We start from the raw sequence: 24,932 nt of genomic DNA, 5'->3' as shown, positions 1-24,932 counted from the left end.
CAGTATGTTAAACGCCCGTTCAATACCGGGCAAGGGGTGCTGCGGGCTTGTTATGTCAACGATTAGGTGTTCGTTGGCCGGGCTATCGTCGAGTTATGACGACCGGTACGGCAACAACGGCAGATCACCTACGTACAGCCCTGGACGGCCCTTGGGGAGCGGTCCGGGAGGAAACTCGAAACCTGCTGGCCGGCGAGGAGTTCGCCGCGGATCCCACGCTGGACTACAAGGCGGCGCGAGCGCGGGTGCTGGAGCAGATGCGCGCCATCGCCACCATGGGAATCGCCGAACGCGGATTTCGGCGGGAGAACGGTGGGACCAGCGAGCCGGGCGCGGCGGTGGTCGGCTTGGAGACGCTGGCCTACGCGGACATATCGCTGTGGGTGAAGGCGGGTGTGCAGTGGGGTTTGTTCGGCGGTGCGGTGGAAAACCTCGGCACCGAACGGCACCAGGAGTATGTCAAACAGCTGATCTCGCTGGATCTGCTCGGATGCTTCGCCATGACCGAATCCGGGCACGGCAGTGATGTCGCGCACCTGGAGACCACGGCGACCTATGACCCGAGGACACAGGAGTTCATCGTGCACTCGCCGACACCGTCGGCGCGTAAGGACTACATCGGCGGTGCGGCCGAACATGCCAGGATGGCCGCGGTTTTCGCACAGCTGATCACCAATGGCGAGAACAAGGGTGTGCACTGTCTGCTGGTGCCGATCCGTGATGAGAGCGGCGCCGACCTGCCCGGCGTGACCACTCTCGACGACGGCCTCAAAGGCGGCCTGCTCGGCGTCGACAACGGGCGCATCATCTTCGATCACGTGCGGGTGCCGCGGGAGAATCTGCTCAACCGATACGCCGATGTCGCACCGGACGGCACCTACAGTTCCGATATCGACAATCCCAGCCGCCGGTTCTTCACTACGCTCGGCACTTTGGTGCGCGGCCGGGTCAGTGTCGGCGGCGCGGCAGCGGCCGGTGCCAGGGTCGCGCTGAGCATAGCGATCCGCTATGGGTTGAAGCGCCGCCAATTCACCGACCCCGATACCGGTGTGGAGACGGTCCTGCTGGACTACCGCAACCACCAGCGTCGATTGCTGCCCTTGGTCGCGAAGTCCTACGCGCTCGCGTTCGCGCAGAACGATCTGGTGCGCCGGATGCATCTGGTGCAGACCGACCAGGATCTGGAGCCGGGCGCGCAGCGGGCGCTGGAGAAGCGCGCCGCAGGCCTGAAGGTCGCGCAGACCGAGCATGCCACCCGCGCTATCCAGGAATGCCGTGAAGCATGTGGTGGCGCGGGTTACCTCACGGAGAACCGGTTGGTCACGCTGAAGGCCGACACCGATGTGTTCACCACTTTCGAAGGTGACAATGTGGTGCTCACTCAGTTGGTGGCCAAGGAACTGCTCACCTCCTACTCCGATGAGGTGCGTGATCTGGACGCGCTCGGCTGGGTGCGTTTCGCCGCGACCATGGCCGGTGATGTGGTGCGTAAGCGGTCCGGTGTGCGTCAGCTGATCCAGACCTTGCGTGATCGAGGGGACGAATCGGTCGACGAAGGTGACCTCGCGCGGCGAGACGTGCAACTGCAGTTGTTCGCCGATCGCGAGGACTATCTGGTTCGGACCGCGGCGCACCGGCTGCGGGCCAGGGCGCAGGACACCAGTCCGTTCGAGGCATTCAATAACGCGCAGGATCACATTCTCGCCGCCGGTTCGGCGCATATCGACCGGCTTGTGCTCGAGGCGTTCATCGAGGGGATCGCCGATATCGAGGATCCGGACGCGCGTGAACTCGCCGACGCGGTATGTGATTTGTTCGTCTACTCCACGCTGGAGGAGAACCAGGCGTGGTTCATCATGCACCGGTTCATGTCGGTGGAGCGGGCGAAGGCGGTGCGCCGTGGGGTGAACGAGCTGGTCGACCGGTTGCGTCCGCATGCCCTGACCTTGGTCGAGGGCATGGGTGTGCCGGAGTCCATGCTGCGCGCGGCCATGCTGCATGATGCGAGCGTGTTCGACCGGACCTGATCCGGTGGCGCCGGGCGCTCTCGCGGCCGGTACCCTCGTTCGGGACACGAGGGCACTGGCCGCGCGATTATCGATGCACGATCGGGCTGTGGTCTCGCTGCCGCGGGAACGCTTGGATATACTCCGCCCCATTCAGGGAATGGGGAGTTCACCGAAGGGACCGTAGATGACGCGCTCGACCACTGAACGGCTGACCAGCCTGGAGGCTGCGCAATACAGGACCGGTGACGCCCTGGGGGGACTCGAGGCAGATACCACCGACATCAAAGCGGATACCACCCAGATCCGCCGTACGATGCACGAGCATCACGCGGCTACGCTGGCCGAGTTCGGCGAAGTCCGGGCCACGATGAACGAGCGGTTCGATGAGGTGAACGGTCGTCTCGACAAGGTAGACGCCCGGCTCGACAAGGTAGAGACTCGCCTGGACAAGGTGGACACCAGGCTGGACAAGATGGAGACTCGCCTGGACAAGATGGACGGACGCCTGGACAAGGTAGATGCCCGCCTCGATAAGATCGACGGGCAACTCGGCAGCATGAACGAGGCGCTGAGTAAGATTCTGGTTCATCTCTCAGAGAAGTAGCCGCCCCGGCCTCCGGGGCTTCGACCAGGACCGAGCACAAGATCCGCGTTGTGTTCGACCGGACCTGATCCGGCGGCATTGGGTGTTTCGGTGGCCCGCACTCCCACCTAGGGCGGCGCGGGTACCGCGGCGGGATTGTCCGATGCGCGATGAGATTGTCGCGTCGCTGTCGCAGGACCCTTGGATATCGAACCGGGGCCATGTCGTTCATCCCTCTGCAGATGGAGACAATACCGAGCCGGGCTCAGCCATACCTCTGATCGTCCGTCAGGCCGGCACACTCGGCGTCGTCGGTTGCTGTACCCGCCTGTGGTAGGGAAACCTCTCTGGCATGGAAGAAGTGATCGGGCCTTCGGTGTTCGAGGCGATCAGCGAGGTCGAACCAGAGCCGCTGCGCGAGCATTGGGTGGTTGTCGCGGACAAACGCTATCCGCCCAAGCAGGTGTATCAACTGATCACCGGTTTGCCGCGCTCGGCGTATACATCGCATCGAGCCCTCGCCGAGTTGCGCAGGTTGGGGCTGTCGACCAGTGTCTACACGCCGTCGCGGACCCAAAGTGCCCGAGTGGAGGCGTCCGAGGAGTCCGGTGAGACCAGTGGCATAGATGAATTGGCCGAGTCGTTCGCGACGCTGTCACGGTTTCTCACCGACCACGACCTGACAGCGCACCTTGCCGCTGCGGAAGCCGCTTTCCAGCATACGGGATCCGCAACGAGTCGTGAGGTGATAACCGAGTACGGATTCAGCGATGATCTTCTCGATGCCGCACTAGCTGTGCGCACGCAGGTCGGGCGCATCAACGACGTCATTCATGCGACCGTCATCGCGCGCGTGCTACCCATCGTATTGGAAGAAGGAGAGGTCGTCGTCCGGCGGCCCTCGCTGGCAGCGGGAAATGATCCGTCGCGGCCGTTCGATCTGGAAACCGACCGTCGGATCGCCGAGTTCAAACTCGCACAGTGGAAGGGTAAAGACGCTATGCGCAAGCACAGTGTCGTCGCCGACCTGGTTCATTTGGCGCTCGATGAAAGCGGTCGGCGTGCTCAGCTTTTCGTCGTCGGTGCGCTACCGGTCCGGTTTCTTACAACAACCACGTCGACGATCGCGTGGGCACTCGGTCGATCGCCTGCTCACTTCAGGTCCCGGTTCGAGCAACGCTTCGGACCCGCAACCGATTTCACCATTGCGGAATTCGTTCGTGCCCACAGCGAACGTATCGAGCTGGTCGACCTGACAACACTCGTCCCGTCGTTGGCGCTTTCACCGGAACGTATCTGACGACCGATACGGTTCTCTGCCGGACGAGGCTCACTCTACTGACCTGCCAGACGACTTCCGCCCCTCGATTATGGATCATGCACGAAACGGCACGCTTCTTGTGTGCCCACAATCTGTTGGGGCGTGTTCGACGATGGCCGCCGCGATGGATGCCTGGCGGAAGCTGCGCTCCGGACCGGGACCGAATGCGCGTGTGGTCGCTCGGTGGCAGGTCGCTTGCGGATTCCGGCCGTACCCCACCTACTGCCGCTGGGTACGCACCGAGGAATGGCGGGTATCCATGACGCGTGGCGGTCCGTGCTCCCGTTCAGGGCGCGCGGGTATGGAAGGCGCGGATCCGGGCCGCGCCGCGCTCGATCAGGACTTCCGCCGCCCAGCACAGCAGGATCGCGAGTGTGATGGCCGCGGTGACGCCGCCGAGGATATCGGTCGGATGGTGGTAGTCGAGGCCGATCATGCCGACGGCTGCCGCGAGCATCGATACGCAGGCCACCGCACCCGCTGCCAGCCGGGCTCGTACGGAGTCCACGAGCAGCATGAAGGTTGCCGCGATGGCGACCAGATGGACGGTGTGTCCACTGGGATAGGCGAGATAGTCGTGCAGTTGCCGTCCCCACAGCGGCTTCAGCAGCCAGGTATTGCCGGCCACGGCCAGTTCCGGTACCAGGAGCATCGTCACCGCGTATCGTCTCGCGCCGCGGTACATGAACCAAGCGCAGGCCAGGAGCAGTAGCGGGAGCAGGACGTACCCATTGCTCGGGACGACGAGTGCCTGGTAGACGCCGGGATGCGTATCGAGTGCCTGATGGATGGGATCGGCGATCGCCTGATCCAACGCCGATGGTCCGCCGTCGGCGGGCAGAGTCGCGGGCACTGCGGCAGTGCCCGCCGCGCATGTCGTGGCGAGACCGATCCGGGTTTTCTTCGCCGGGGTGTTCTTGCCGGGGCCGCTCTCCCGTCCTGCGCGCACTGCTCGACCATAGCGGCCGGATGTTCGATCAGCCGGGGCCGTAGGTCGAGATCGCGGTGATGACGAACCACACAACCCAGGTGAAGGCGATAACCATGCCGACGGCCAGCAGGGTGCGCAGCACCGCGCGACCGAGATCCAGGTTGCCCTCCTCGCGCGGATACAGCTTCCACGGGCTGTACCAGGGCGCCCGGATGGCGAAGGCCGAGGCTCGCGCATCCCGTTCGGCCTGCGCGAGTTCCTCGGCGTAGGCCTCTGCTTGTGCTTGATTGGGGCTGCCGTGCCACAGCGTGATGTCGATCGGGCCGAGGAAGCCCTCGTTCAGCAGTTCCTGCGGTGCGGGTAGATAGGGCAGGATACCGAGACCGCGGAACGCGATGGCGACATCGTTGGCGGTCCAGAGGAATTTCTCCTGGGCGGCGAGTGCGTCGAAGTAGCGCCGTAGCGGATCGGGCTCACTGCCGATGATCACATCGAAACTCGGATCGGCCCAGGCCTGCTCCAGCTGCACCCGAGCGCCGCGTAAGGGGAGGATCAGCGCGACGCCATGGACGACACGCTGTCCGAGGCCACGGGCGGCCAGCCAATCCTGTAGCGCGAAGGTGTGTTCTCGTGACCGCTCCAGCGGGGTGTGGCGGCCGCGGCGCTCGGTTGCCATGGGCTCACCGTTGATCGTCCACTGGCCGTTCAGCGGGACCTCCAGCAGGCCGTCCTGCTCGGTGGTGAGCGCATCGGTTTCGAGCACAACGCAGCTGGTCGGTGTCCAGATCACCGCGTCGAGATGATGGAGCCGTTCCTTGTGGAACAGGTTGCAGTTGATCGTCGCGACGCCATGTGGGCTCCCTGGATCTTTCCAGGTGCGCAGCCAATCGATCAGCGTGCGCTCGGCATCGGTGCCTGTGGCATCCTGGACTCGCACGAGCATTGGCGGACCACCCTTCGTGTCAGCGCTCGACAGAGGACAGGATACGAGGTCCCGCACCGAGTTCGCCGCCTCCACGCCGACGAACAGCGAACCGGGCGGGCCCTTTTCGTGATTCGTTCGGTTCGGTTACGCTTCTTCGGCCGCGATCCGGCCTGCGCGGACCGCCGTGACCAGTTCGGCGTGATCGGCCTCGGCGCGATCGGCATAGCGCACGGCGAAGGCGGCCACCGCCTCGTCGAAACGCTCGTCACCGTCCAGATAGCCTGCAGGCAGCCGGGGGTCCAGTGAGCGGGAATGGGCCCTGGCCAAGAGCGCGCCCGCCAGCCTGCCGTAGTCGTCCAGGTCGCTCGCAGGCAGTTCGGTGGGATCGATCTTGCCCTTGAAATTTCGGAATTGCCTTACTATAAAAGGTAATTCGATACCATCGTCGGCTGGGCTCAGTGAGGTCCAGCCCAGCAGGATATCGGTGTCCGACTGCACCAGTCTGGTGCCCCGCACGATGCGCTCGCCCTCATGTCGCACGAGCTGTGCCGGCAGATACGGGGCCAATGCGGCGCTATTGGCCTGTTTCACCTGTAAGACCAGCGACTCACCCTCGTTGCCGTGCAGCAGCGCGACATAGGTGTGCAAGCCCACACTTCCGGTGCCGACGATGCGAAACGCTATGTCCGACACCGCGAATCGATCCAGAAGATTGCGCCGGGACTCACGCAGGGTCTCGGCGTATCGTTCCAGCCCGCTGATCACTCGCTCGGCGACCTGTTCGTCCACCGCGGTGAGAATCGGCGGATCGCTGACGAACCGGTGCTCGCGGATACCGGTCTCATGGTCTTCGAGATGCTCGGTCCATTTGGCCACGACCTTGGCGCTGGTGTTCTTGCGTGCTTTCTCTGCCGCCTTCTCGAAGTCGTCGATCAGCCCCTCGGCCTGGGTTCTGGCGATCACGGACTTGTCGGGGAGCGCGTTCCAGGACTCCATGAACGGCATCGTGGCGAGTGCGTCGACAGCGAGCCGGTACGAGCGGGCGGCATCGCGCGCTGCGGTGCGGCAGTCGTCCTCACTCGCACCTGCGGTGCGCCCGGCCAGCACCAGGCTGGCGGCGAGCCGTTCCAGATCCCACTCCCACGGCCCCGCGATCGTTTCGTCGAAGTCGTTGATGTCCATGATGATCTCACCGCGGGCCGTGCCGTAGAGCCCGAAGTTCGCCGCATGCGCGTCGCCGCATAACTGAGCGGTGAGCCCGCTGTTCGGACCGTTTGCCAGGTCGGCGCCCATCAGCCCCGCGGTTCCTCGGTAGAAGGCGAAGGGTGAGGTGATCATCCGTCCGATGCGCAGCGGTATCAGGTGCGCAAGTCGCCCCGCGTTGCTTGCCTCCACGAAATCGAGCACATCCGGGCGGTGCCCGCCGGTGGCTGCTCGATCCCTGGTGTCGACCGGAACCCGCTGACGCAATGCGCGTCCCTTGGCGCGGACCTGCTCCGCGGGGACGAAGGACCGTAGATTGATAGCGCTGTCCGACATGACGAATCACGCTAGTGGTCGCGGTACCGGCGTCGGTGTGGCATCCGCCTCATCTCGTGGAGCCCGCAGTGGTATCGGCGTGGGTCGCGGGAGGCGGGTGGGGCGAGATGCGCGGGAAGGAGGCGATCGCGGTACTGGGCGAGCCCGGCACTCTATTGCTGAATGATAGTAATAATCTATCATCTTCTCGTTGTCGCACTGTGGTGGAATCTATCGCCGCGTCGGTCGATCGGACGAACATCCGGGTAATCGGCGCGTGGAGATGGCGGTGGCGGGGTTGATGCGGTATGCACGGGGACGTGACGACCGAATCAGGCGCAGCGGAACCCGAGCAGCGTGCCGTCGACGGCGCGATGCCGGGCGTCTTCGCCGACCGTATCCTGACCGTACCGAACGTGCTGAGCATACTGCGCCTGCTCGGCGTCCCGCTGTTCCTGTGGTTGCTGTTGGTCGAGCGGGCCGATGGCTGGGCGTTCGTCCTGTTGATCGTCAGCGGTATCACCGATTTCCTCGACGGCAAACTGGCCCGGCTGTTGGATCAGTCTTCCCGGTTGGGCGCGCTGCTCGATCCCTTCGTCGACCGCCTGTATCTGGTGACCACTCTGGTGGCCTTCGTGATCCGTGGCCTGATCCCGTGGTGGGTGGCGGCACTGCTTGTCGGGCGGGATCTCGTGCTGACGTTGACGCTGTCGGTGTATAAACGCCGCGATCTGCCCCCGCCCGAGGTGATCTATCTGGGCAAGGCGGCCACCTTCGCGCTGATGTCGGCACTGCCATGGTTGTTGGCCGGGCAGATGGACTGGGCGGCCGATGGTTTCGGGCGGGCCTTCGGCGGGGCGTTACTGGTCTGGGGGACCGCGGTTTACTTGTGGACCGGGGTGCTCTATACCGGTAAGGCCGTTGTGGTCGCGCGAGCGCTACCGGCTGTGCGGCACCGGAGTGCGTAGCCGATAGAGTTTGCGTGCCACGTTCGAACGAAAGGACGGCCTGTGACCCAGACCCCCGAGGATCTGCGCTACACCGAGGAGCACGAGTGGATACGCCGGATCGCCCCGACCCGGGTGCGGGTCGGTATCACCGACTACGCCCAGTCTCAACTCGGTGACGTTGTGTTCGTGCAGCTGCCGGAAGCGGACGCGGAGGTGGCCGCCGCCGACAGCATCGCAGAGGTGGAGTCGACCAAGAGTGTGTCCGACATCTACGCACCGCTGAATGCGAAAGTTGTTGCGGTGAACGAGAAATTGGCTGCCGAGCCGGAGGCCTTGAATGCCGATCCCTACGGTGAGGGGTGGCTGTTCGAGCTGGAGGTGAGCGACGAGGAGAGTCTCGACGCCACGCTCGGTGAACTGCTCGATGCCGCAGGTTATCAAGGAGTTATCGGGGGCTGAAGCAGCCTTCCCAGTTCTACCTGCACGGGCGCGGTCCGGCAGGGTACGGTCAATGCCAACGGATGCGCCCGGCGGTTGTGCCGGGAATCCAGGGACTCGACGGTAGGTCGCGGTGCCAGAGGTACTACCTGCTTGCAGGGATAATCAGGTTCGAGGAGGAGAGAAACGGTGAGCGAGAACAAAGACCCGGGTTACGGGGAGGCCGCGGCCGAGACGACGTCGGTCTTCCGCGCGGATTTCCTGAACGAGGTCGACGCGTCGCGCTCCGGAGAGCCGACCGGTGAGCAGCCGGTCCAAGGGGTTGAGGGCCTGCCCGTCGGCGCGGCCCTCTTGGTGGTCAAACGTGGCCCGAACGCGGGTTCGCGATTCCTGCTGGATCAGCCGACGACATCGGCGGGGCGTCACCCCGACAGTGACATCTTTCTCGATGACGTCACCGTCAGCCGTCGGCATGCCGAATTCCGGCAGGACGACGATTCGTTCCAGGTAGTCGATGTGGGCAGCTTGAACGGCACATACGTGAACCGCGAGCCGGTGGACTCCTCGGAGTTGCAGAACGGTGACGAGGTCCAGATCGGTAAGTTCCGGCTGGTATTCCTCACCGGGCCGCGCGCGCAGGTGACCGACTCTTCGGCGGGTGCGGGCAGTCTATGACGATGACGGCGCCGGGTCTTCTCATACCCGATGAAGGGCTCGGGGTGATGAAGGATCTGGCGCTGTGACCGGTGCGGCGCAGTGGGCGCGCGGAGGGATGTCGATCGGCTCCGTGTTGGATCTGCTGCGTCCCGATTTTCCTGATGTCACCATCTCCAAAATCCGCTTCCTGGAAGCTGAGGGCTTGATTCGGCCGGAGCGGACGCCTTCGGGCTATCGGAGGTTCTCGGCCGCTGATGTCGAACGGCTCCGGTTCGTACTCACCGCGCAACGTGATCAGTACCTACCGCTCAAGGTGATCAAGGAGCAGCTGGAGGCAATCGACAGCGGTGCGGCGACGCTCGGGGTGCGGGAAGCCCGCGCCCGAGCGCACTCCGTTCGGACCGGGACGGCGGAGTCCGAGGCTGCCGTGCCGGATACCGCTGCGCAGCCGCCGGGGTCCGATCGCGACGCGCGCCAGAGCTCGACACACCGGCGGTTGGGGGTCGTACCGGATGAGGTTTCACCGGAAGATCTGCGGTTCGACCACGATATCCAGCTCACCCGGGCAGATCTGCTGGCTCAGGCCGAGGTCGAGGAGAAGTTCCTGGACGACCTGGTCCGGGCCGCGCTGATCGCGCCGGGCTCAGCAGGCTACTTCGACCATGACGCGGTCACCTTGGTCAAGACAGCCCGAGCGATGGCTGAATTCGGTTTGGAGGCAAGGCATTTGCGCGCGTTCAAGCTCGCCGCCGATCGGGAGGCCGCGTTGGTGGCGCAGATTGTCGCGCCGATCGCGAAGAGCCGTGATGCGGACGCGCGTGCCCGAGCGGAGGAGACGGGCCGCGAGCTGGCCGCGTTATCGCTGACGTTGCACACTTGTCTGGTGAAGTCCTCGGTCCGGAGTTCCTTGCAGGCATGACCCCCTGTGGCAGGTTTCATCGGCCCAACATGCTGATTTCGGCTGTGCAGACAGATCGCTGCACCGGTGTGGGTTCGCCTAGACTCGTGGTACGGCGGGCTCAGCAGTGGTCATGCCGGGCCGGTGGCGAGTATGGGAGGCAGTGCGATGAGCGAAATGCGCGTGATCGGCATCCGTGTCGAGCAGCCACAGAACCAGCCCGTGCTGTTGCTCCGTGAGGTAGAGGGCGATCGGTATCTGCCGATCTGGATCGGGCAGGCCGAGGCGACCGCGATCGTGCTCGAGCAGGAGGGGGTGACGCCCATCCGCCCGCTGACCCACGATCTGATCAAGATCCTGATCACCGAACTGGGGCGTACCCTCAAGGAGGTCAGGATCGTGGATTTGCAGGAAGGCACCTTCTACGCGGATCTGGTCTTCGAGAACGACCTGCGGATTTCGGCGCGGCCGTCCGATTCGGTGGCCATCGCCTTGCGGGTGGGTTGTCCGATCCACGCAGAAGAGGCTGTCCTGGAGGAAGCCGGGCTGGTCATGCCGGATGAGCGCGAGGACGAGGTGGAGAAGTTCAAGGAGTTCCTCGAATCGGTGTCACCGGACGATTTCAAGGCAACCGATAGCTGAAGTAGAGATAGAGATTTTTACCGCGCGTCGCGTTTGGCTCGATGAGGCCGCTCCCTGGACAATCGGGGGAGTAATCTCGACAGTTGGGTCGCGTCCGTTTCGGCCGAATCCGCACCGGTTCGGTCGGCAATGGAACCGGATCATTGATGAGGCTGGGAATGCGTCGGCGAAGCAAGGGAGTGGTCAGTGGCAGAGCAATCGCAGGATGTGGTACAGCCAGGCCTGTTCCCGGACGATTCGGTACCTGACGACTTGGTCGGCTATCGCGTCCCTAGTGCATGCCAGGTAGCGGGGATCACCTACCGGCAGCTCGACTACTGGGCACGCACCGGTTTGGTGGTGCCCTCCATCCGCAGTGCCGCCGGCTCGGGGAGTCAGCGGCTGTATTCGTTCAAGGACATCTTGGTTCTCAAGATTGTCAAGCGGCTGCTCGACGCGGGTATCTCCCTACAGAACATCCGGATCGCTGTCGATCATCTACGTAGCCGTGGTGTGCAGGATCTGGCAGGTATCACACTCTTCTCCGATGGCACGTCGGTCTACGAGTGCACCTCCGCCGAGGAGGTCGTCGATTTACTGCAGGGCGGGCAGGGTGTCTTCGGTATCGCCGTCAGCGGTGCCATGCGGGAACTGACCGGTGCCATCGCGAATTTCCCCGCGGAACGCGCCTCGGCGGTTACCGAACGCCCGGAGGACGAGTTGTCGTTCCGCCGTAAGGCGCGCATGAACCGAAAGACGGGCTAGCCCTGCGTTCATAGCTCGACCAGAACAAGCTTGATCAGGACAATTGAAGCGTTCCAACGGCCGGAGCGGAGATCGGCCGGGTAGCGCGGCGCGTACAGGTGCGGCGGGTGAAAGGGATGCGGCGGCAATGAGGAGGGGCGCCGTGCGGACAGACGAGGAAATCACCCGGCTTGTCGGGCCGATCGACTGTCTCGAAGCATTCCCGACCGTCGACGAGCTGAACGCGTTCGCCGATGCGCTGGTAGCCGATTATCCGGACCGGGTGTCGAGCACCGAACTCGGACGATCTCGTGGTGGTGACCCGATTCGCGAAATTCGGGTGGGATCGGGCGAGCAGCACATCCTGGTGCTGGGTAATCCACATCCGAACGAGCCCATCGGCATGGCGACGATCCGCCATCTGCTCGGCCGGATGGTCGCCGACGATGCGGTGACGGTAGGGGCCACGTGGCATTTCGTGCTGTGTGTCGACCCCGATGGGACCCGGCTCAACGAAGGGTGGTTCGCGGGCCCGCATACCAGAACCGGCGTCGCCCGCGGGCTCTACCGCCCGCCTGCGACCGAACAGCCGGAATGGTGTTTCCCGACCGTATGGCGTGGCCGGTCGGTCGGTGTCCCACTACCGGAGACCGAGGCCATGATGGCGTTGATCGACCGCACCCGGCCCGCGTTGATCGCGTCGTTGCACAATGCGGAATTCGGGGGTGGGTTCTTCTACACCACTGGTGGCGACCCTGGGTACTGGACTGCGCTGACCGATCGGCTCGTTGCCGCGGATATTCCGGTCTATCAGGGAGAACCCGATGTGTCGGGCGCGCGTACGCTGGCCAGAGGGGTCTTCGAACTGCCGCTGTTCGAGGCGATGGCCGATCTGCTCACCGCCCGCGGGCTCGATGCGATCGCGGCTTTGGGCGGGGGTGGTTGCCGAGACTATACCGCGCGCTACGACACCGCGATCCTGGTCTGTGAGCTGCCGTTATGGGCCGATGGGCGAATCAATGACAGTTCGGCGGGTGATCGCATGCTCGGCGATCTGCTCGATGCCACCGCGGTCGAGTATCACGCGATGGCGGAAGCGGCTGCCGGTGTGCTCGCGCGAGTCGCAGGCCGGTTGAGCGGGCACAGTCCGTTCGAACGATCAGTGCGCGCGCTGACCGCCAGACTGCCCGGTATCGCGGTGAGCAGAGGGTCGGTGCCGGGGCGGCACCGGATCGCGACCAAAGGCGAGATCTTCCTCGAGCAGTACAACACGGCCGCCATGCTGCGCCTGCGTTTGGGCGGCATGCTCTTGCGGCTGCTGGAGGAGGAATGCCGCCGCGATGCCTGCCCCGAGCTGGTTGCCGAACGCGATCGATTCGCCGCGCTCTTCGACCAGTGGTGCGCCGATATCGAGCAGAACGCGCCGGGCACCGCGGTGCCGTTGGCACGGCTGGTGGGGATCCAAGCGGAGTCGGTGTTGCTCGCGGCGACACGACTGCGTGCGGGCCTGGCCATCTGACCGTTATTCCGGACCGGTCGAGTAACGAAGACAACCAGAGTGACAAGGGCGACACTTGCCATGTAGTGGCTATGCGAATTTCGGCATGATTTCGGCATACACTGACCGGTGCGTCGCCACCGTGCGGGAGAGTCCCGGTCTCGATACGAGCCCGGGCGCCGAAGGAGCAGCACCTCCCCGTCAATCTCTCAGGCACCAGGACCGCTCGGATTCCGACGCCTCTGGAAAGCGGTGGCTTCGAGCCACCCGCCCATGGGGAAAGGGGCTCGGCCGCCAGGCCGTGGCACCCGAATCTCTCAGGCGCCACGACAGAGGGGGAGGGCCGGTACCTGTCGACCCCGCGGTCGACCTCGCCCGACCTTGGGAGCTGTTGTGACCCGCTCATTCGCCGATCGCCATATCGGACCCGACCGAGCCGAACTGGACCGGATTCTGGACGTCGTCGGGGTGTCGTCACTCGATGAACTGGCGGCTGTGGCACTGCCCGCGGGTATCCAGGACGGTGGTGGTCTGACCGAACTGCCCGCGGCGGCCACCGAACATGAGGTACTCGCCGAGCTGGCGGAGCTCGCGCAGTCCAATACCGTGGCCACCTCGATGATCGGCCTCGGGTATTACGACACGCTGACCCCACCGGTGCTGGTGCGCAATCTGTTGGAGAACCCGGCCTGGTACACCGCCTATACGCCTTATCAGCCCGAGATCAGCCAGGGCAGGCTGGAGGCATTGCTCAACTTCCAGACCATGGTGGCGGATCTGACCGGTATGGACCTCGCCAATGCTTCCATGCTGGACGAAGCCACCGCTGCCGCCGAGGCGATGACCTTGCTGCGCCGTGCGAGTAAGGCGAAATCCGCTCGGCTGGTCATCGATGCCGATCTGTTTCCGCAGACCAAGACGGTGCTGTACACCAGAGCGGCGCCGGTGGGCCTGGAGATCGTCGAGGCGGACCTGTCCGCGGGCGAACTGCCCGAAGGAGAATTCTTCGGTGTGCTGGCACAGACGCCGGGTGCCTCCGGCCGCATCGTGGACTGGACCGGTGTCATCGCCGCGGCGCACGAGCGCGGCGCCTTGGTAGCGATCGGCGCTGATCTGCTGGCGCTGACACTCATCACACCGCCCGGCGAGCAGGGTGCCGATGTGTGCTTCGGCACCACCCAGCGTTTCGGTGTTCCGCTCGGATTCGGTGGCCCGCACGCGGGGTATCTCGCGGTGCGTCAGACACAGGCTCGTCAGTTGCCTGGGCGTCTGGTCGGGGTCTCGGTGGACGCGGATGGCGACGTCGCCTACCGGCTCGCCTTACAGACACGGGAGCAGCACATCCGCCGGGAAAAGGCGACATCCAATATCTGCACCGCGCAGGTGCTGCTGGCGATCGTCGCCGCGATGTATGCCGCCTATCACGGCGCCGACGGTCTGCGTGCTATCGCCCGCAGGGTGCACGGGTATGCCAAGTCGATCGCGGCCGGGCTGGACAGTGTGGTCGTGCACGACCACTTCTTCGACACGGTCCTCGCCCATGTGCCCGGCAGTGCGGACGCCGTAGTAGCGAAGGCGAAGTCGCACGGTATCAATCTGCGGCTGGTCGATGCCGACCATGTCGCTATCGCATGCGATGAGGCGACGACCGAGGCGCATGTGCTGGCCGTGCTCCAATCCTTCGGCACCGAAGCGTCGCTCGAGCAGGCGCCGCCTGCTCCGGTCCCCGCGATCGAAAACCGCACCTCGGAGTTCTTGACCCACCCCGCGTTCACGAAATACCACACCGAGACGGCCATGTTGCGCTATCTGCGCTCGCTGTCCGATAAAGACATCGCATTGGACCGCAGCATGATCCCGCTCGGCTCGTGCACCATGAAACTCAATGCCACCGCGGAGATGGAAGCCATCACCTGGCCCGGTTTCGCCAGGGTGCACCCGTACGCGCCGGTGCAGGACGCGCCCGGCCTGTTACGGGTGATCGCGGACTTGGAACGCTGGTTGTCCGATATCACCGGTTACGCCGCGGTGAGCCTGCAACCCAATGCGGGCAGCCAGGGGGAATACGCCGGTCTGCTGGCGATCCGCCGGTACCATCTCGACCGCGGCGATATTCACCGCGATACCTGTCTCATCCCGTCCAGTGCGCATGGCACCAACGCGGCATCGGCGGTTATGGCCGGACTGCGGGTGGAAGTGGTGCGCTGCCGCGCCAACGGGGACGTGGATCTGGACGATTTGCGCGCCAAAATCGCCGACCACGCCGAACGCCTGGCCTGCATCATGATCACCTATCCATCCACGCACGGCGTCTACGAACACGAGATCGCCGAGTTGTGTGCTCTGGTGCACGATGCCGGTGGTCAGGTGTATGTCGACGGCGCCAATCTGAACGCCCTGGTCGGTCTGGCTCGGCCGGGTCGGTTCGGCGGCGATGTCAGCCACCTGAACCTGCACAAGACATTCTGCATCCCGCACGGCGGTGGTGGCCCCGGTGTCGGCCCGGTCGCGGTCCGCGAACATCTGGCGCGATACCTGCCGGGCAACCCCTTGGAAGCAGGGTCGCACGCGGTATCGGCAGCGCAGTACGGCTCGGCCTCGATCCTGCCCATCACCTGGGCCTATATCCGGATGATGGGTGCGGGTGGCTTGCGCAGGGCGACATTGTCGGCGATCGCCTCGGCGAACTACATCGCGCGCAGGCTCGGTGAGTACTTCCCGGTTCTCTACACCGGTGAGCATGGCATGGTGGCCCATGAATGCATCCTGGATCTGCGCGAGATCACCAAGCAGACCGGTGTCACCGTGGACGATGTGGCGAAACGCCTGGCGGACTACGGGTTCCACGCACCGACGATGAGTTTCCCGGTGGCAGGCACTCTGATGGTTGAGCCGACCGAGAGCGAAAACCTGGCCGAGCTGGATGATTTCATCGAAGCGATGATCGCCATTCGGGCGGAGATCGACCAGGTCGCCGCCGGGGTGTGGCCGGTGACCGACAACCCGCTGCGCGGTGCGCCGCACACCGCGGCCTCGTTGGTCGGCGAGTGGGAGCACCCTTACAGTCGGGAGCAGGCGGTCTATCCGCGTGGTCTCGGACATGCCAGGGCGAAGGTGTGGCCTGCGGTGCGCCGGATCGACGGCGCCCACGGTGACCGGAATCTGGTGTGCTCGTGCCCGCCCCTGGCGGCGTATTCGGAGTGAGCGGGCCGGTTCGCCGCGTCCGGGTTACGGTGTGGTGAGCGCCTGGACGACGGCTGAGCCGAAGCCGAGATCGTTGGAGGTGGCCAGGCGGGTGTAGCTGCCGCCGGTCTGCTCGGCCAGTGTCTCCAGGGTTCGGGTGCCGTTGCCGCCGAGCACGATCACGTCGATACGGACCGGCTTGGTGCTGTCGGTGGCCGCGTCGATCGCCGCGATCAGCTGTGGGCCGGTGACCGTGGAGTCGTCGTCCGGTCCATCGGTGATCAGCAGCACCGAATTGGTGCGGCCCGGTGTGTAATCGGTGACAGCGCTTCGATACGCGGCGATCAGTGCGGGATATGCCTGGTCGGTACGGCTCTCGTCGAGGCGGACGGTGTCGAGTGCTGTGCTGATCTTCGTCCGTTGTTCGGCGCTGAGCGCCGCTGTCGCTGCGGCTATCCGATAGGGGAAGCCGTTGCCGAGGTCTTCGCCGAAGGTCCATACGCCGAGGCCGAAGTCGGGTGGCATAACCGTCATCGTCGAGTTCAGGGCGGCAAGGACATTCGAAAGCCGAGTCGTCGCGCCTTCGGCGGTGCCCATGGAGGCCGAGACATCGACCAGGACCGTGGACTGTACCCCGAGGACAGGATCGGTCAGAATGGCGCGCACCGTATCGAGGGCGGCACGTGGTGGGACGGTGGCCGCGGCGCGCGGCGCCTGCTCGAAGCCGGTCGCGGTGAAGTCCTGTGCCTGCTCCGGTTTGCGCAGGTAGTCGGTGAAGAGCCCGGCGAGGAGGTTCTGCGTCTCGTCCACCCACGCGCCGGACATCAGCGCGGCCGGGTAATCCGCTATCGGTGTTGCCCCGGTAGGCCGGAACGCGACTACTCCGGATCGGCCCAACACTTGTTGTTCGGTGGTCGCGACCGCGTGCACCGGCGCATCCTGCGCTGCGAGCGCCGCCAGCGCGGTCGTCGGATCGGATTCCCGTGGGGCATCGGCGGCCAGCCCGGAGATCGCGGCGACCACTTGACCGGACTGCGCTGCCGCTATATCGAGTGGATCGGCACCGGAGACGACGGAGCCGACCGCTGTGGCCGCGGCCAGTGTGGGGTCGCCGGGCGGTAAGGCCAGGCGCAGACCACCCCAGCCGGACAATCCGAGCTCGCTGAGCGAGCCTTGCTGTAGGCGGGGCAGATCCGCCCAGGAGATGGCGGCCTGCTGCAGTGCCAGGCCGAGCTCCGGTGGCACCGCGAGCACGATCGGGCTGGCTGCGATCGGTTCCGGTGTGCCCTCGATCAGACCGGGCACCCGCATGGATTCGATCGAACGGGTCGAATCGGCGATCCACAGCGCTGGCTGTGGGCCGAGCGCCTGATCCCACGGCTTACCGTTGGTGAACGCGGTAACCATCGCGGGGGACGGCTGTGCGGTCACCTCGACTCGCCCGCAATGGTCACGTACTCGTGGCTGGGTCGCGTTGTAGCTGTCGGCAGCGGCCCGCACCTGCGTCGCGATATTCGGGTCGGCCGTCACGAAGAGTGTCGCGGGCCCCGCTACGCACTCGGCCGCCGCCGCACTGTCTCGATCGGCCGCGCGATGACGCAGCTGGAACCAACCGACAATGCTCGCAGCCAATACCAGCACAGCGACTACTGTGATAACCAGTCCTTTGCTGACGCCCCTGGAGCTCGTTCGGCGACGATGAGTGCCCACGTGGTCAGTGTATGGTCCCTCGGGGCAGACGAAATCGGCGAGGTTCCCCGCTGCGCGGAATACGGTGTGGCCCATGGCCACGTCACGATGGGTGGTCCGCGGTTACCCCGGACCCGCGCGACGGGGACGCTCTCAGTAGCGGATCATGCGTCCGCGGTCGAACTCATGCCCGCCCCAGACCCCTGATTGTCCGGTGCGCATGGCGAATTCGGCACATGCCTCCCGCAGCGGGCACCGGGCGCAGACATTCCTCGCGTAGTCGAAGTCCTGAGACGGATACGGGAACCAGGCCTCGTGGTTCGGGTCGCCGCGGCAGGCCGCCCGGTGCCATCTGTCGGAGTCCGAGAGCGCGAGCAGGTCGGTCAGGACTGGTCCCGTGGCGGCGGTGGTCTCGGTATGCGTCATCGCGCTGTTCTCCTTTCTCGATCGTGATCACGTGCCTGCGAGTTGCTTCCAGATCCGCCGCTGCTGCCTGATCCGGTGTGTGGGGGCCGTCGGCTGCCAGAGCAGGCGCATACCCGCTTCCTCCGGGGTGCGGTCGGCCTTGGCCGTATTGCAGGGCACACAGCAGGCCACCAGATTGCTCCAGGTGTTCGGGCCGCCCTGTGAACGCGGCCGGATATGGTCTACGGTGCGGGCCGAGCTCGCGCAGTAGCCGCACCGGTGCCGATCCCGACGTAGCACGCCTGCCTGCGTCGCCTTGCTCTCGTCGTGTACCAGTGCGGTGTACTCCAGGTATACGTAACGCAAGAGCTTGATCGTCTGTGGCAGAAACAGTTCTCTGTGCTGTGATCGAATCGGGAAATGCGGCTCATGGTCGGCGATCGATTCCGCGACACCGGTGACGAGCAGCGTGACGGCTCGGTCGGCCCGGATCTCCGTCAGCGCCTCATAGGAGGCATTCACGACGAGGACGCTGCTGCGTACCCAGTTCGCGGCAGTCGGTGCGATCGGTTTTGTGGCATGGCGGAATATCATGGGAATTACCGTGTTCCGTACGGAATCGAGTGAGAGATGAAAGGAATGCGGGCGGATCAGCCGAGGGCGAGGAGGCGGCTTCCGCGCTGTTCGCTATGCCACATACGCATCGACTCGCCGCACCCGTTGCCCGTGATCGGTAACCGTGCCATCGTTACGTTCGCTGGTTTTCCCGAATCCGGGATCATCGCCGCCTCCTCTCCACTGCTCGCCGGTGACCACCTGTGCCGCGGTGGTCGATGTCGAAACATATGGTGGCACAGCGCACCCACGGTTGTCGGGTGATTTTTCGCCCGCGACCGCAGGCGTGGCCGAGAGCGGAGGTCGGCTCAGACCGGTCGCAGCTCGGCTGCGCCGAAGGAGACGTTGAACCGGTCACACCAGATGGCGACGCTGGTCAGCTGAGTCAGGTCCGCGTCGGCCGGAAGCGGGTAGTTCTGGTTGCCCCGGTTGCCTTTCAAGGTGCCGAGGTCGGTGTACGCGCCGTCATCGAAAACAGACCATCCGGCACGGCCTTCGAGTACCGGGGCATCGGTGAGCCAGACGTGCAGGTCGGGCCCGTCGGTGGTGTCGAGATTCTCCAACCGCAGTACCCGGCTGTCATCGGACAGTTGCAACACTACGACGGTGCCCGAGGTCGCGTGTTCGTGCGAGAGGAACGTGCCGCGGGCGAGCACACGCGGTTGCGGTGCCTGCGTCGGTGCTGTGGCGTCCGGTGCAGGGGCCACAGCGACCGTCGGCGCCGCCTCCTCGACGGTGGTGTTCGTGACCAGGCGCCACGGTTGGAAAAGGGCCAGGGCGGTGCCGAGCCCCGCTATTGCCAGGACAGCGACGATCCAGGTGATCGGCGAACGCGCGATCCTGCGTGCGGACACCATGGCTTCTCCGTAAGTTGTCAGTTGGCCCAAGAGGGTCGAGCTCATTCTGCCCGACGGTGGCAGGCATCACCAAGCCGTGCGCCGGTGGATGCCATCGGGGCGGTGGCCCGGCCGGATTGTGCCGTAGGCGGATTCGGCACAGCGGGTGACCGGCCGGGTCGGTGTTCTGATCCCCGGCGCCACCTCATACAGGTGGCTCAGAGGTTCCCGACGATGTGCTCGAGGCGCTGGGCCACGAGTTCGCGTGCTTGCTCCCGCAGTGTGGGCCGGTAGCCGCTCGGGTACACCGGATCCGCGGGCGCGTAGTCCTTCAGGACCTCCTTCGCGAGGGTGATCTTGTGTACCTCGGTCGGTCCGTCGGCGATGGCCATCACCTCGGCATAGCCGAGCATGTCCATGAACGGCAGATCCTGACTCACGCCGATCGCGCCGTGCAGGTGCAGGGCGCGCTGGGTGATATCGTGCAGCACCTTCGGCATGGCGACCTTGATGGCGGCGATGTCCTTGCGGACCTTCTGATAATCCTGTTCTTTGTCGATGCGCCATGCCGTGCGCAGTACCAGCAGCCGGAACTGTTCCATCTCGATCCAACTGTCGGCGATGCGTTCCTGGGTCATCTGCAGCCCGGCCAAGGGGCCGCCGCGCATCGGACGCGACACCGCGCGCTCGGCCATCATGTCGAATGCCTTGCGGACCAGGGCGACAGTGCGCATAGCGTGGTGTACCCGGCCGCCGCCGAGCCGGGTCTGCGCGACGACGAAGCCCTGGCCCTCGGCCCCGAGCAGGTGGTCGGCGGGAACTCGGACATCGGTGAACCGCAGATGGCCCTCGTGCTCACTGAACCCGGCGACGTGGAAGTTCTTCACGATCTCCAGGCCGGGCGCGTCGGCGGGCACGATGAACATCGACATGCCTCGGTAGGGGCTGACCTCCGGATCGGTCACCACCATGACGATGTGGAAGCCGGCGAACTGCGCGTTCGAGTTGAACCACTTCTCGCCGTTGATCACCCAGTTATCGCCGTCGCGTACCGCGCGGGTCCGGAAGAGGGTCGGATCCGAACCGCCGGTCGGCTCGGTCATCACATAACATGAGCCGATCTCCCCGGCCAGCAGCGGCTCCAGATAGGTTTTCCGCTGTTCCGGCGTGCCGTAGTGGGCCAGGATCTCCGCGTTCCCCGAGTCCGGTGCCTGGCAGCCGAATACCGACGGCGCCCATATCGAGGTGCCGAGCACCTCGTTGAGCAGGGCGAGTTTCAGTTGCCCGTAGCCGGGGCCGCCGAGCTCAGGTCCCAGATGGCAGGCCCATAGGCCCTGCTGTTTCACCTGTTCCTTGAGTGGTCGCATCAGCGCCATGGCTTCGCGGTCGGTGCGGTTGTAGGGGTTGGGGTAGAGCAGATCCAGCGGTTCCACTTCGGTGCGGACGAACTCCGCCGCCCAGTCCAGCTTGCGCTGGTACTCCGGTTCGGTCTCGAAATCCCAAGCCATGGTCAACCTTTCGGATATCGGGTGGTGTCGCTCACCACGCCGTGGAACAGCGGGTCATGAGGATCTCGGCGATATCGCCGGGGGAGTGGATGCGGTGCGTCCGGTACCGGAACGCCGCTGCGCCCGGTATGCCGAGCGCAGCGTTGGCGAACACCTGGTTGCCGGTAAGCAACAGTTTCTGCGCCGAGCCCGCGCTCATGGCCTGTGGTCAGCACACCCGCGCCCGATTCGGCGAGTGCGAACATCGGGGACGACGAGCGCCGAGGCCTGCCCGGTCCCGGATTGTCCCGATGGCGGCGGCGATCTCGTCGGTACGTGGCACCCCAACTCCTGGTGCGGCGATAAATGTCCCGGTCAGTACAGTAAATCGGCCGCGCGATACGATCAAGGGGCAGTACGGTCGCCGGAATATCCACCGCCGGAATATCTACCGGTGCGGGATGTGTTCCCCCTCGGTGTAGTGGCGATAGCCGGGGCAGGGATGGCCGACCCGACCAGGGATGGCGCTACTACCCACGGGTAACATGGCACTGTTTTCCCACTCGGCTTTCTCGGAAGTGAGGCAATAGATGACAGAGCGGATTCAGGTCGGCGGGCTCCAGGTGGCCAGCGTTCTCCACGAGTTCGTCGAGAACGAGGCGCTTCCCGGTACCGGCGTGGATTCCGCCGCGTTCTGGGCCGGTGCCGAGCAGGTCATCGCCGATCTCGCCCCGCGCAACCGGGCCCTGCTGGCCGAACGCGACGAGATCCAGGGCAAGATCGATGCCTGGCACACCGAGCACCCCGGCGCGAATTACGACAAGGCCGCCTACAAGAACTTCCTGACCGAGATCGGCTACCTCCGCCCCGAGCCAGCCGATTTCCGGATCTCCACCCAGAATGTCGACGACGAGATCGCAGCCACCGCGGGCCCGCAGCTCGTGGTGCCGGTGATGAACGCCCGTTTCGCGATCAACGCGGCGAACGCACGCTGGGGCTCGCTGTACGACGCGCTCTACGGCACCGACGCGATCTCCGAGGGCAACGGCGCGGAGAAGGGCACCGGCTACAACAAGGTGCGCGGTGACAAGGTCATCGAATGGGCGCGCAACTTCCTCGACGACGCGGTCACCCTGATCACCGGTTCGCATATCGGTTCGTCGTACTACAAGATCGTCGACGGCGAACTCGAGGTCGGCCTGGAGGACGGCACCAGCATCGGGCTGGCCGACCCCGCACAGCTGGTCGGCTACCTCGGTGATCCGCAGGCGCCGAGCTCGGTGCTGCTGAAGCACAACGGTCTGCACATCGAGATCCAGATCGACCCGGACTCGCCCATCGGCAGCACCGATACCGCAGGCGTCAAGGACATCGTGCTGGAGTCCGCGGTCACCACCATCATGGACTTCGAGGACTCGGTCGCCGCCGTTGACGCCGAGGACAAGGTGCTGTGCTACCACAACTGGCTCGGCCTGATGAAGGGTGACCTCGCCGAGAAGGTCACCAAGGGTGAGCAGACCTTCACCCGCACCATGAACCCCGACCGCGTGTACACCGCGCTGGACGGCAGCGAGCTCGCGCTGCACGGCCGGTCGCTGCTGTTCGTGCGCAATGTCGGTCATCTGATGACCTCCGACGCGATCCTCGACGCCGAGGGCAACGAGGTGCCGGAAGGCATCATGGACGGCCTGATCACCTCGCTGATCGCCAAGCACAGCCTGCGCGACGATGTGGCATTGACCAACAGCCGCACCGGCTCGATCTACATCGTGAAGCCCAAGATGCACGGCCCGGACGAGGTCGCGTTCACCAATGAGCTGTTCGGCCGGATCGAAGACGTGCTCGGGCTGGAGCGCAATACGCTCAAGGTCGGCATCATGGACGAGGAGCGCCGCACCACGGTGAACCTCGCGGCCTGCATCCAGGCCGCCGCCGAGCGCGTCGTGTTCATCAACACCGGCTTCCTCGACCGCACCGGCGACGAAATCCACACCTCGATGGTGGCCGGGCCGATGGTCCGCAAGGCGGAGATGAAGTCCCAGCAGTGGATCCTGTCCTACGAGGACTGGAACGTCGACACCGGTCTGGCCGCAGGCCTGCCGGGTAAAGCGCAGATCGGCAAGGGTATGTGGGCTATGCCCGACCTGATGGCCGATATGCTCACGCAGAAGATCGGCCACCCGCGCGCGGGCGCCAATACCGCGTGGGTGCCCTCGCCGACCGCGGCCACCCTGCACGTGACCCACTACCATCTGGTCGACGTGTTCAAGCGGCAGCAGGAGATCGCCAAGGGCGGTCGCCGCGCCACGGTCGATCAGATCCTGGAAATCCCGCTGGCCGCCGACCCGAACTGGACCGACGAGGAGAAGCGCCAAGAGCTGGACAACAACTCGCAGTCCATCCTCGGCTACGTGGTGCGCTGGATCGACCAGGGCGTCGGCTGCTCCAAGGTGCCCGACATCAAGGATGTCGCGCTCATGGAAGACCGCGCGACCCTGCGCATTTCGAGCCAGCTGATGGCGAACTGGCTGCGCCACGGCGTCGTCACCGCCGAAGAGATGGTGGCGAGCCTGGAGCGGATGGCTCCGGTGGTCGACCGGCAGAACGCGGGCGACCCGAACTACCGGGCCATGGCGCCGGACTTCGCGGGCAGCATCGCCTTCCAGGCGGCCAAGGAACTGATCCTGGAGGGCACCGCGCAGCCCAACGGGTACACCGAGCCGATCCTGCACCGGCGTCGTCGTGAGGCCAAGGCGCAGGCCTGCGCCTAATCTCCGCGGGCACTCGATCCCCCGGTCCAGCTGTTTGGGCCGGGGGATTTTTGTGGCCGGAGTAGCTGATCGGCGCGCTCATCGACAATTGTGGCGTGCACCGCGGACAGATCTGGGACAACGTGGTCGGCGGGTAACGCCGGTCCTCTTCCCGCGGGAGGTACGACGGCGATCGCCCGGATTCCGGCAGCCGTGGCCGCGGCGAGTCCGGCATCGGCGTCTTCGAAGATCACGCAATCCTCCGGGGCGACCCCGAGCAGCCGGGCGGCATCCAGATAGCCCTGGGGGTGGGGTTTTCCTGCCTGGACGTCGTCTGCGGTGATCAGCACGGCGGGGGAGCGTAGCCGCGCGGCCTTCAGCCTGTTCACGGCTACCGGCCGGTGCCCTGAGGTGACCACCGCCCAGGCGGTCGCCGGTAGCTGCTCGAGAAGTTCGCTCGCACCGGGGCAGGCACGGATGCCGTCGATTTCGGTGATCTCACGGTCGAGCATGATGCGTGCTTCGGTGTGGACGTCCAGCCAGGGAGCGAACTGTGCGATGAGTTCCGCGTTCGTCCGGCCGGGCGCGGCGGCGATGACCTCCTGCGCGTTCAATCCGTGGGTATGTGCCCAGTCTCGTAAGTGCTCCTCGATGAGGCCGAGGGAATCGACGAGTACGCCGTCCATATCGAAGAGGATTGCCCGGCAGGTGATTCGGATATCCCGGGGAAGGGTCAGTTCGATCACGGGTCCGTCCTTCGGGTCAGCAGATCCGGGCAGTCACGACTCGGTGGCGCCGGCTGACAAAGCCTCCACTGCAGTGGAAGCGTGAAGATGAGTCCAGGAAGTTGTCCGATAGGTTGGGGTGGAGCATA

22 protein-coding genes and 1 riboswitch are annotated in these 24,932 nt (G+C 65.1%); of the genes, 12 read left to right on the top strand and 10 right to left on the bottom strand.

Annotation, left to right across the window (positions count from 1 at the left end; genetic code table 11):
* The first annotated feature begins 95 nt into the window (after positions 1–95).
* From ACL02S_RS21155 to ACL02S_RS21145, 3 genes are all read left to right on the top strand, one after another.
* Positions 96–2,027, top strand: a complete 1,932-nt coding sequence (locus ACL02S_RS21155) for an acyl-CoA dehydrogenase family protein (RefSeq protein WP_412804212.1) — start codon at positions 96–98, stop codon at positions 2,025–2,027.
* Positions 2,028–2,193: 166 nt separating this feature from the next.
* The gene (locus tag ACL02S_RS21150) at positions 2,194–2,613 is read left to right on the top strand and encodes a hypothetical protein (protein ID WP_412804211.1); all 420 of its coding nucleotides are present in this window, start codon (positions 2,194–2,196) and stop codon (positions 2,611–2,613) included.
* Between the two features lie 331 nt (positions 2,614–2,944).
* Positions 2,945–3,892 (top strand): hypothetical protein, encoded by a 948-nt coding sequence (locus tag ACL02S_RS21145; RefSeq protein WP_412804210.1) that lies wholly within the window; start codon positions 2,945–2,947, stop codon positions 3,890–3,892.
* Positions 3,893–4,199: 307 nt separating this feature from the next.
* On the opposite strand, the gene ACL02S_RS21140 is transcribed toward ACL02S_RS21145, so the two are convergent.
* From ACL02S_RS21140 to ACL02S_RS21130, 3 genes are all read right to left on the bottom strand, one after another.
* Complete coding sequence (locus ACL02S_RS21140) at positions 4,200–4,862, bottom strand: phosphatase PAP2 family protein (RefSeq protein WP_412804209.1); 663 nt, start codon at positions 4,860–4,862, stop codon at positions 4,200–4,202.
* Between the two features lie 28 nt (positions 4,863–4,890).
* A complete protein-coding gene (locus ACL02S_RS21135) occupies positions 4,891–5,787 on the bottom strand; it encodes a nuclease-related domain-containing protein (RefSeq protein ID WP_412804208.1) in 897 nt (298 codons plus the stop codon).
* A 126-nt stretch (positions 5,788–5,913) separates the two neighbouring features.
* Complete coding sequence (locus tag ACL02S_RS21130; protein ID WP_412804207.1) at positions 5,914–7,308, bottom strand: DUF2252 domain-containing protein; 1,395 nt, start codon at positions 7,306–7,308, stop codon at positions 5,914–5,916.
* Positions 7,309–7,661: 353 nt separating this feature from the next.
* Here ACL02S_RS21130 and ACL02S_RS21125 point away from each other — a divergent pair, with 353 nt between their 5' ends.
* From ACL02S_RS21125 to gcvP, 8 genes are all read left to right on the top strand, one after another.
* On the top strand, positions 7,662–8,255 hold the full coding sequence (locus tag ACL02S_RS21125; protein ID WP_412804235.1) for a CDP-alcohol phosphatidyltransferase family protein: 594 nt from the start codon (positions 7,662–7,664) through the stop codon (positions 8,253–8,255).
* A 42-nt stretch (positions 8,256–8,297) separates the two neighbouring features.
* Positions 8,298–8,696 (top strand): glycine cleavage system protein GcvH, encoded by a 399-nt coding sequence (gene gcvH, locus ACL02S_RS21120; protein ID WP_412804206.1) that lies wholly within the window; start codon positions 8,298–8,300, stop codon positions 8,694–8,696.
* Between the two features lie 168 nt (positions 8,697–8,864).
* Positions 8,865–9,350 carry an oxoglutarate dehydrogenase inhibitor Odhl gene (gene odhI, locus ACL02S_RS21115; protein WP_412804205.1) on the top strand — a complete coding sequence of 162 codons (486 nt, stop codon included), beginning with the start codon at positions 8,865–8,867 and terminating at the stop codon, positions 9,348–9,350.
* Between the two features lie 97 nt (positions 9,351–9,447).
* Entirely contained in the window at positions 9,448–10,251 is an 804-nt protein-coding gene (ftsR, locus tag ACL02S_RS21110) for a transcriptional regulator FtsR (RefSeq protein WP_412804234.1), read from the top strand.
* Positions 10,252–10,398: 147 nt separating this feature from the next.
* Complete coding sequence (locus ACL02S_RS21105; RefSeq protein WP_412804204.1) at positions 10,399–10,872, top strand: bifunctional nuclease family protein; 474 nt, start codon at positions 10,399–10,401, stop codon at positions 10,870–10,872.
* A 186-nt stretch (positions 10,873–11,058) separates the two neighbouring features.
* The gene (locus ACL02S_RS21100; protein ID WP_330231358.1) at positions 11,059–11,616 is read left to right on the top strand and encodes a MerR family transcriptional regulator; all 558 of its coding nucleotides are present in this window, start codon (positions 11,059–11,061) and stop codon (positions 11,614–11,616) included.
* Between the two features lie 142 nt (positions 11,617–11,758).
* Positions 11,759–13,114, top strand: coding sequence for a M14 family zinc carboxypeptidase (locus ACL02S_RS21095; RefSeq protein ID WP_412804203.1), 1,356 nt, complete (start codon positions 11,759–11,761; stop codon positions 13,112–13,114).
* Between the two features lie 114 nt (positions 13,115–13,228).
* A riboswitch (glycine riboswitch) is annotated at positions 13,229–13,328 on the top strand.
* Positions 13,329–13,486: 158 nt separating this feature from the next.
* Positions 13,487–16,297 (top strand): aminomethyl-transferring glycine dehydrogenase, encoded by a 2,811-nt coding sequence (gcvP, locus tag ACL02S_RS21090; RefSeq protein WP_412804202.1) that lies wholly within the window; start codon positions 13,487–13,489, stop codon positions 16,295–16,297.
* 24 nt (positions 16,298–16,321) lie between these two features.
* On the opposite strand, the gene ACL02S_RS21085 is transcribed toward gcvP, so the two are convergent.
* The 6 genes from ACL02S_RS21085 to ACL02S_RS21060 form a co-directional block, all read right to left on the bottom strand.
* Positions 16,322–17,917 carry a VWA domain-containing protein gene (locus ACL02S_RS21085; RefSeq protein WP_412804201.1) on the bottom strand — a complete coding sequence of 532 codons (1,596 nt, stop codon included), beginning with the start codon at positions 17,915–17,917 and terminating at the stop codon, positions 16,322–16,324.
* A gap of 201 nt (positions 17,918–18,118) precedes the next feature.
* Positions 18,119–18,391, bottom strand: a complete 273-nt coding sequence (locus ACL02S_RS21080) for a WhiB family transcriptional regulator (protein WP_412804200.1) — start codon at positions 18,389–18,391, stop codon at positions 18,119–18,121.
* Between the two features lie 27 nt (positions 18,392–18,418).
* A complete protein-coding gene (locus tag ACL02S_RS21075) occupies positions 18,419–18,964 on the bottom strand; it encodes an HNH endonuclease (RefSeq protein ID WP_412804199.1) in 546 nt (181 codons plus the stop codon).
* Positions 18,965–19,293: 329 nt separating this feature from the next.
* Positions 19,294–19,887, bottom strand: coding sequence for a DM13 domain-containing protein (locus ACL02S_RS21070; RefSeq protein WP_412804198.1), 594 nt, complete (start codon positions 19,885–19,887; stop codon positions 19,294–19,296).
* A 152-nt stretch (positions 19,888–20,039) separates the two neighbouring features.
* A complete protein-coding gene (locus ACL02S_RS21065; RefSeq protein WP_412804197.1) occupies positions 20,040–21,329 on the bottom strand; it encodes an acyl-CoA dehydrogenase family protein in 1,290 nt (429 codons plus the stop codon).
* A 31-nt stretch (positions 21,330–21,360) separates the two neighbouring features.
* Positions 21,361–21,528, bottom strand: coding sequence for a hypothetical protein (locus tag ACL02S_RS21060; RefSeq protein ID WP_412804196.1), 168 nt, complete (start codon positions 21,526–21,528; stop codon positions 21,361–21,363).
* A gap of 370 nt (positions 21,529–21,898) precedes the next feature.
* Here ACL02S_RS21060 and ACL02S_RS21055 point away from each other — a divergent pair, with 370 nt between their 5' ends.
* A complete protein-coding gene (locus ACL02S_RS21055; protein WP_412804195.1) occupies positions 21,899–24,079 on the top strand; it encodes a malate synthase G in 2,181 nt (726 codons plus the stop codon).
* On the opposite strand, the gene ACL02S_RS21050 is transcribed toward ACL02S_RS21055, so the two are convergent.
* Positions 24,076–24,804: an HAD-IA family hydrolase gene (locus ACL02S_RS21050; RefSeq protein WP_412804194.1), complete on the bottom strand. Its 729-nt coding sequence runs from the start codon at positions 24,802–24,804 to the stop codon at positions 24,076–24,078. The genes ACL02S_RS21055 and ACL02S_RS21050 overlap by 4 nt on opposite strands.
* Positions 24,805–24,932: the final 128 nt, after the last annotated feature.

The sequence above is a fragment of the Nocardia spongicola genome (assembly GCF_047200775.1).
Lineage (GTDB): Bacteria > Actinomycetota > Actinomycetes > Mycobacteriales > Mycobacteriaceae > Nocardia.
Note: the sequence above shows the minus strand (reverse complement) of the source record. Positions and strands in the feature narration are given on the sequence as shown.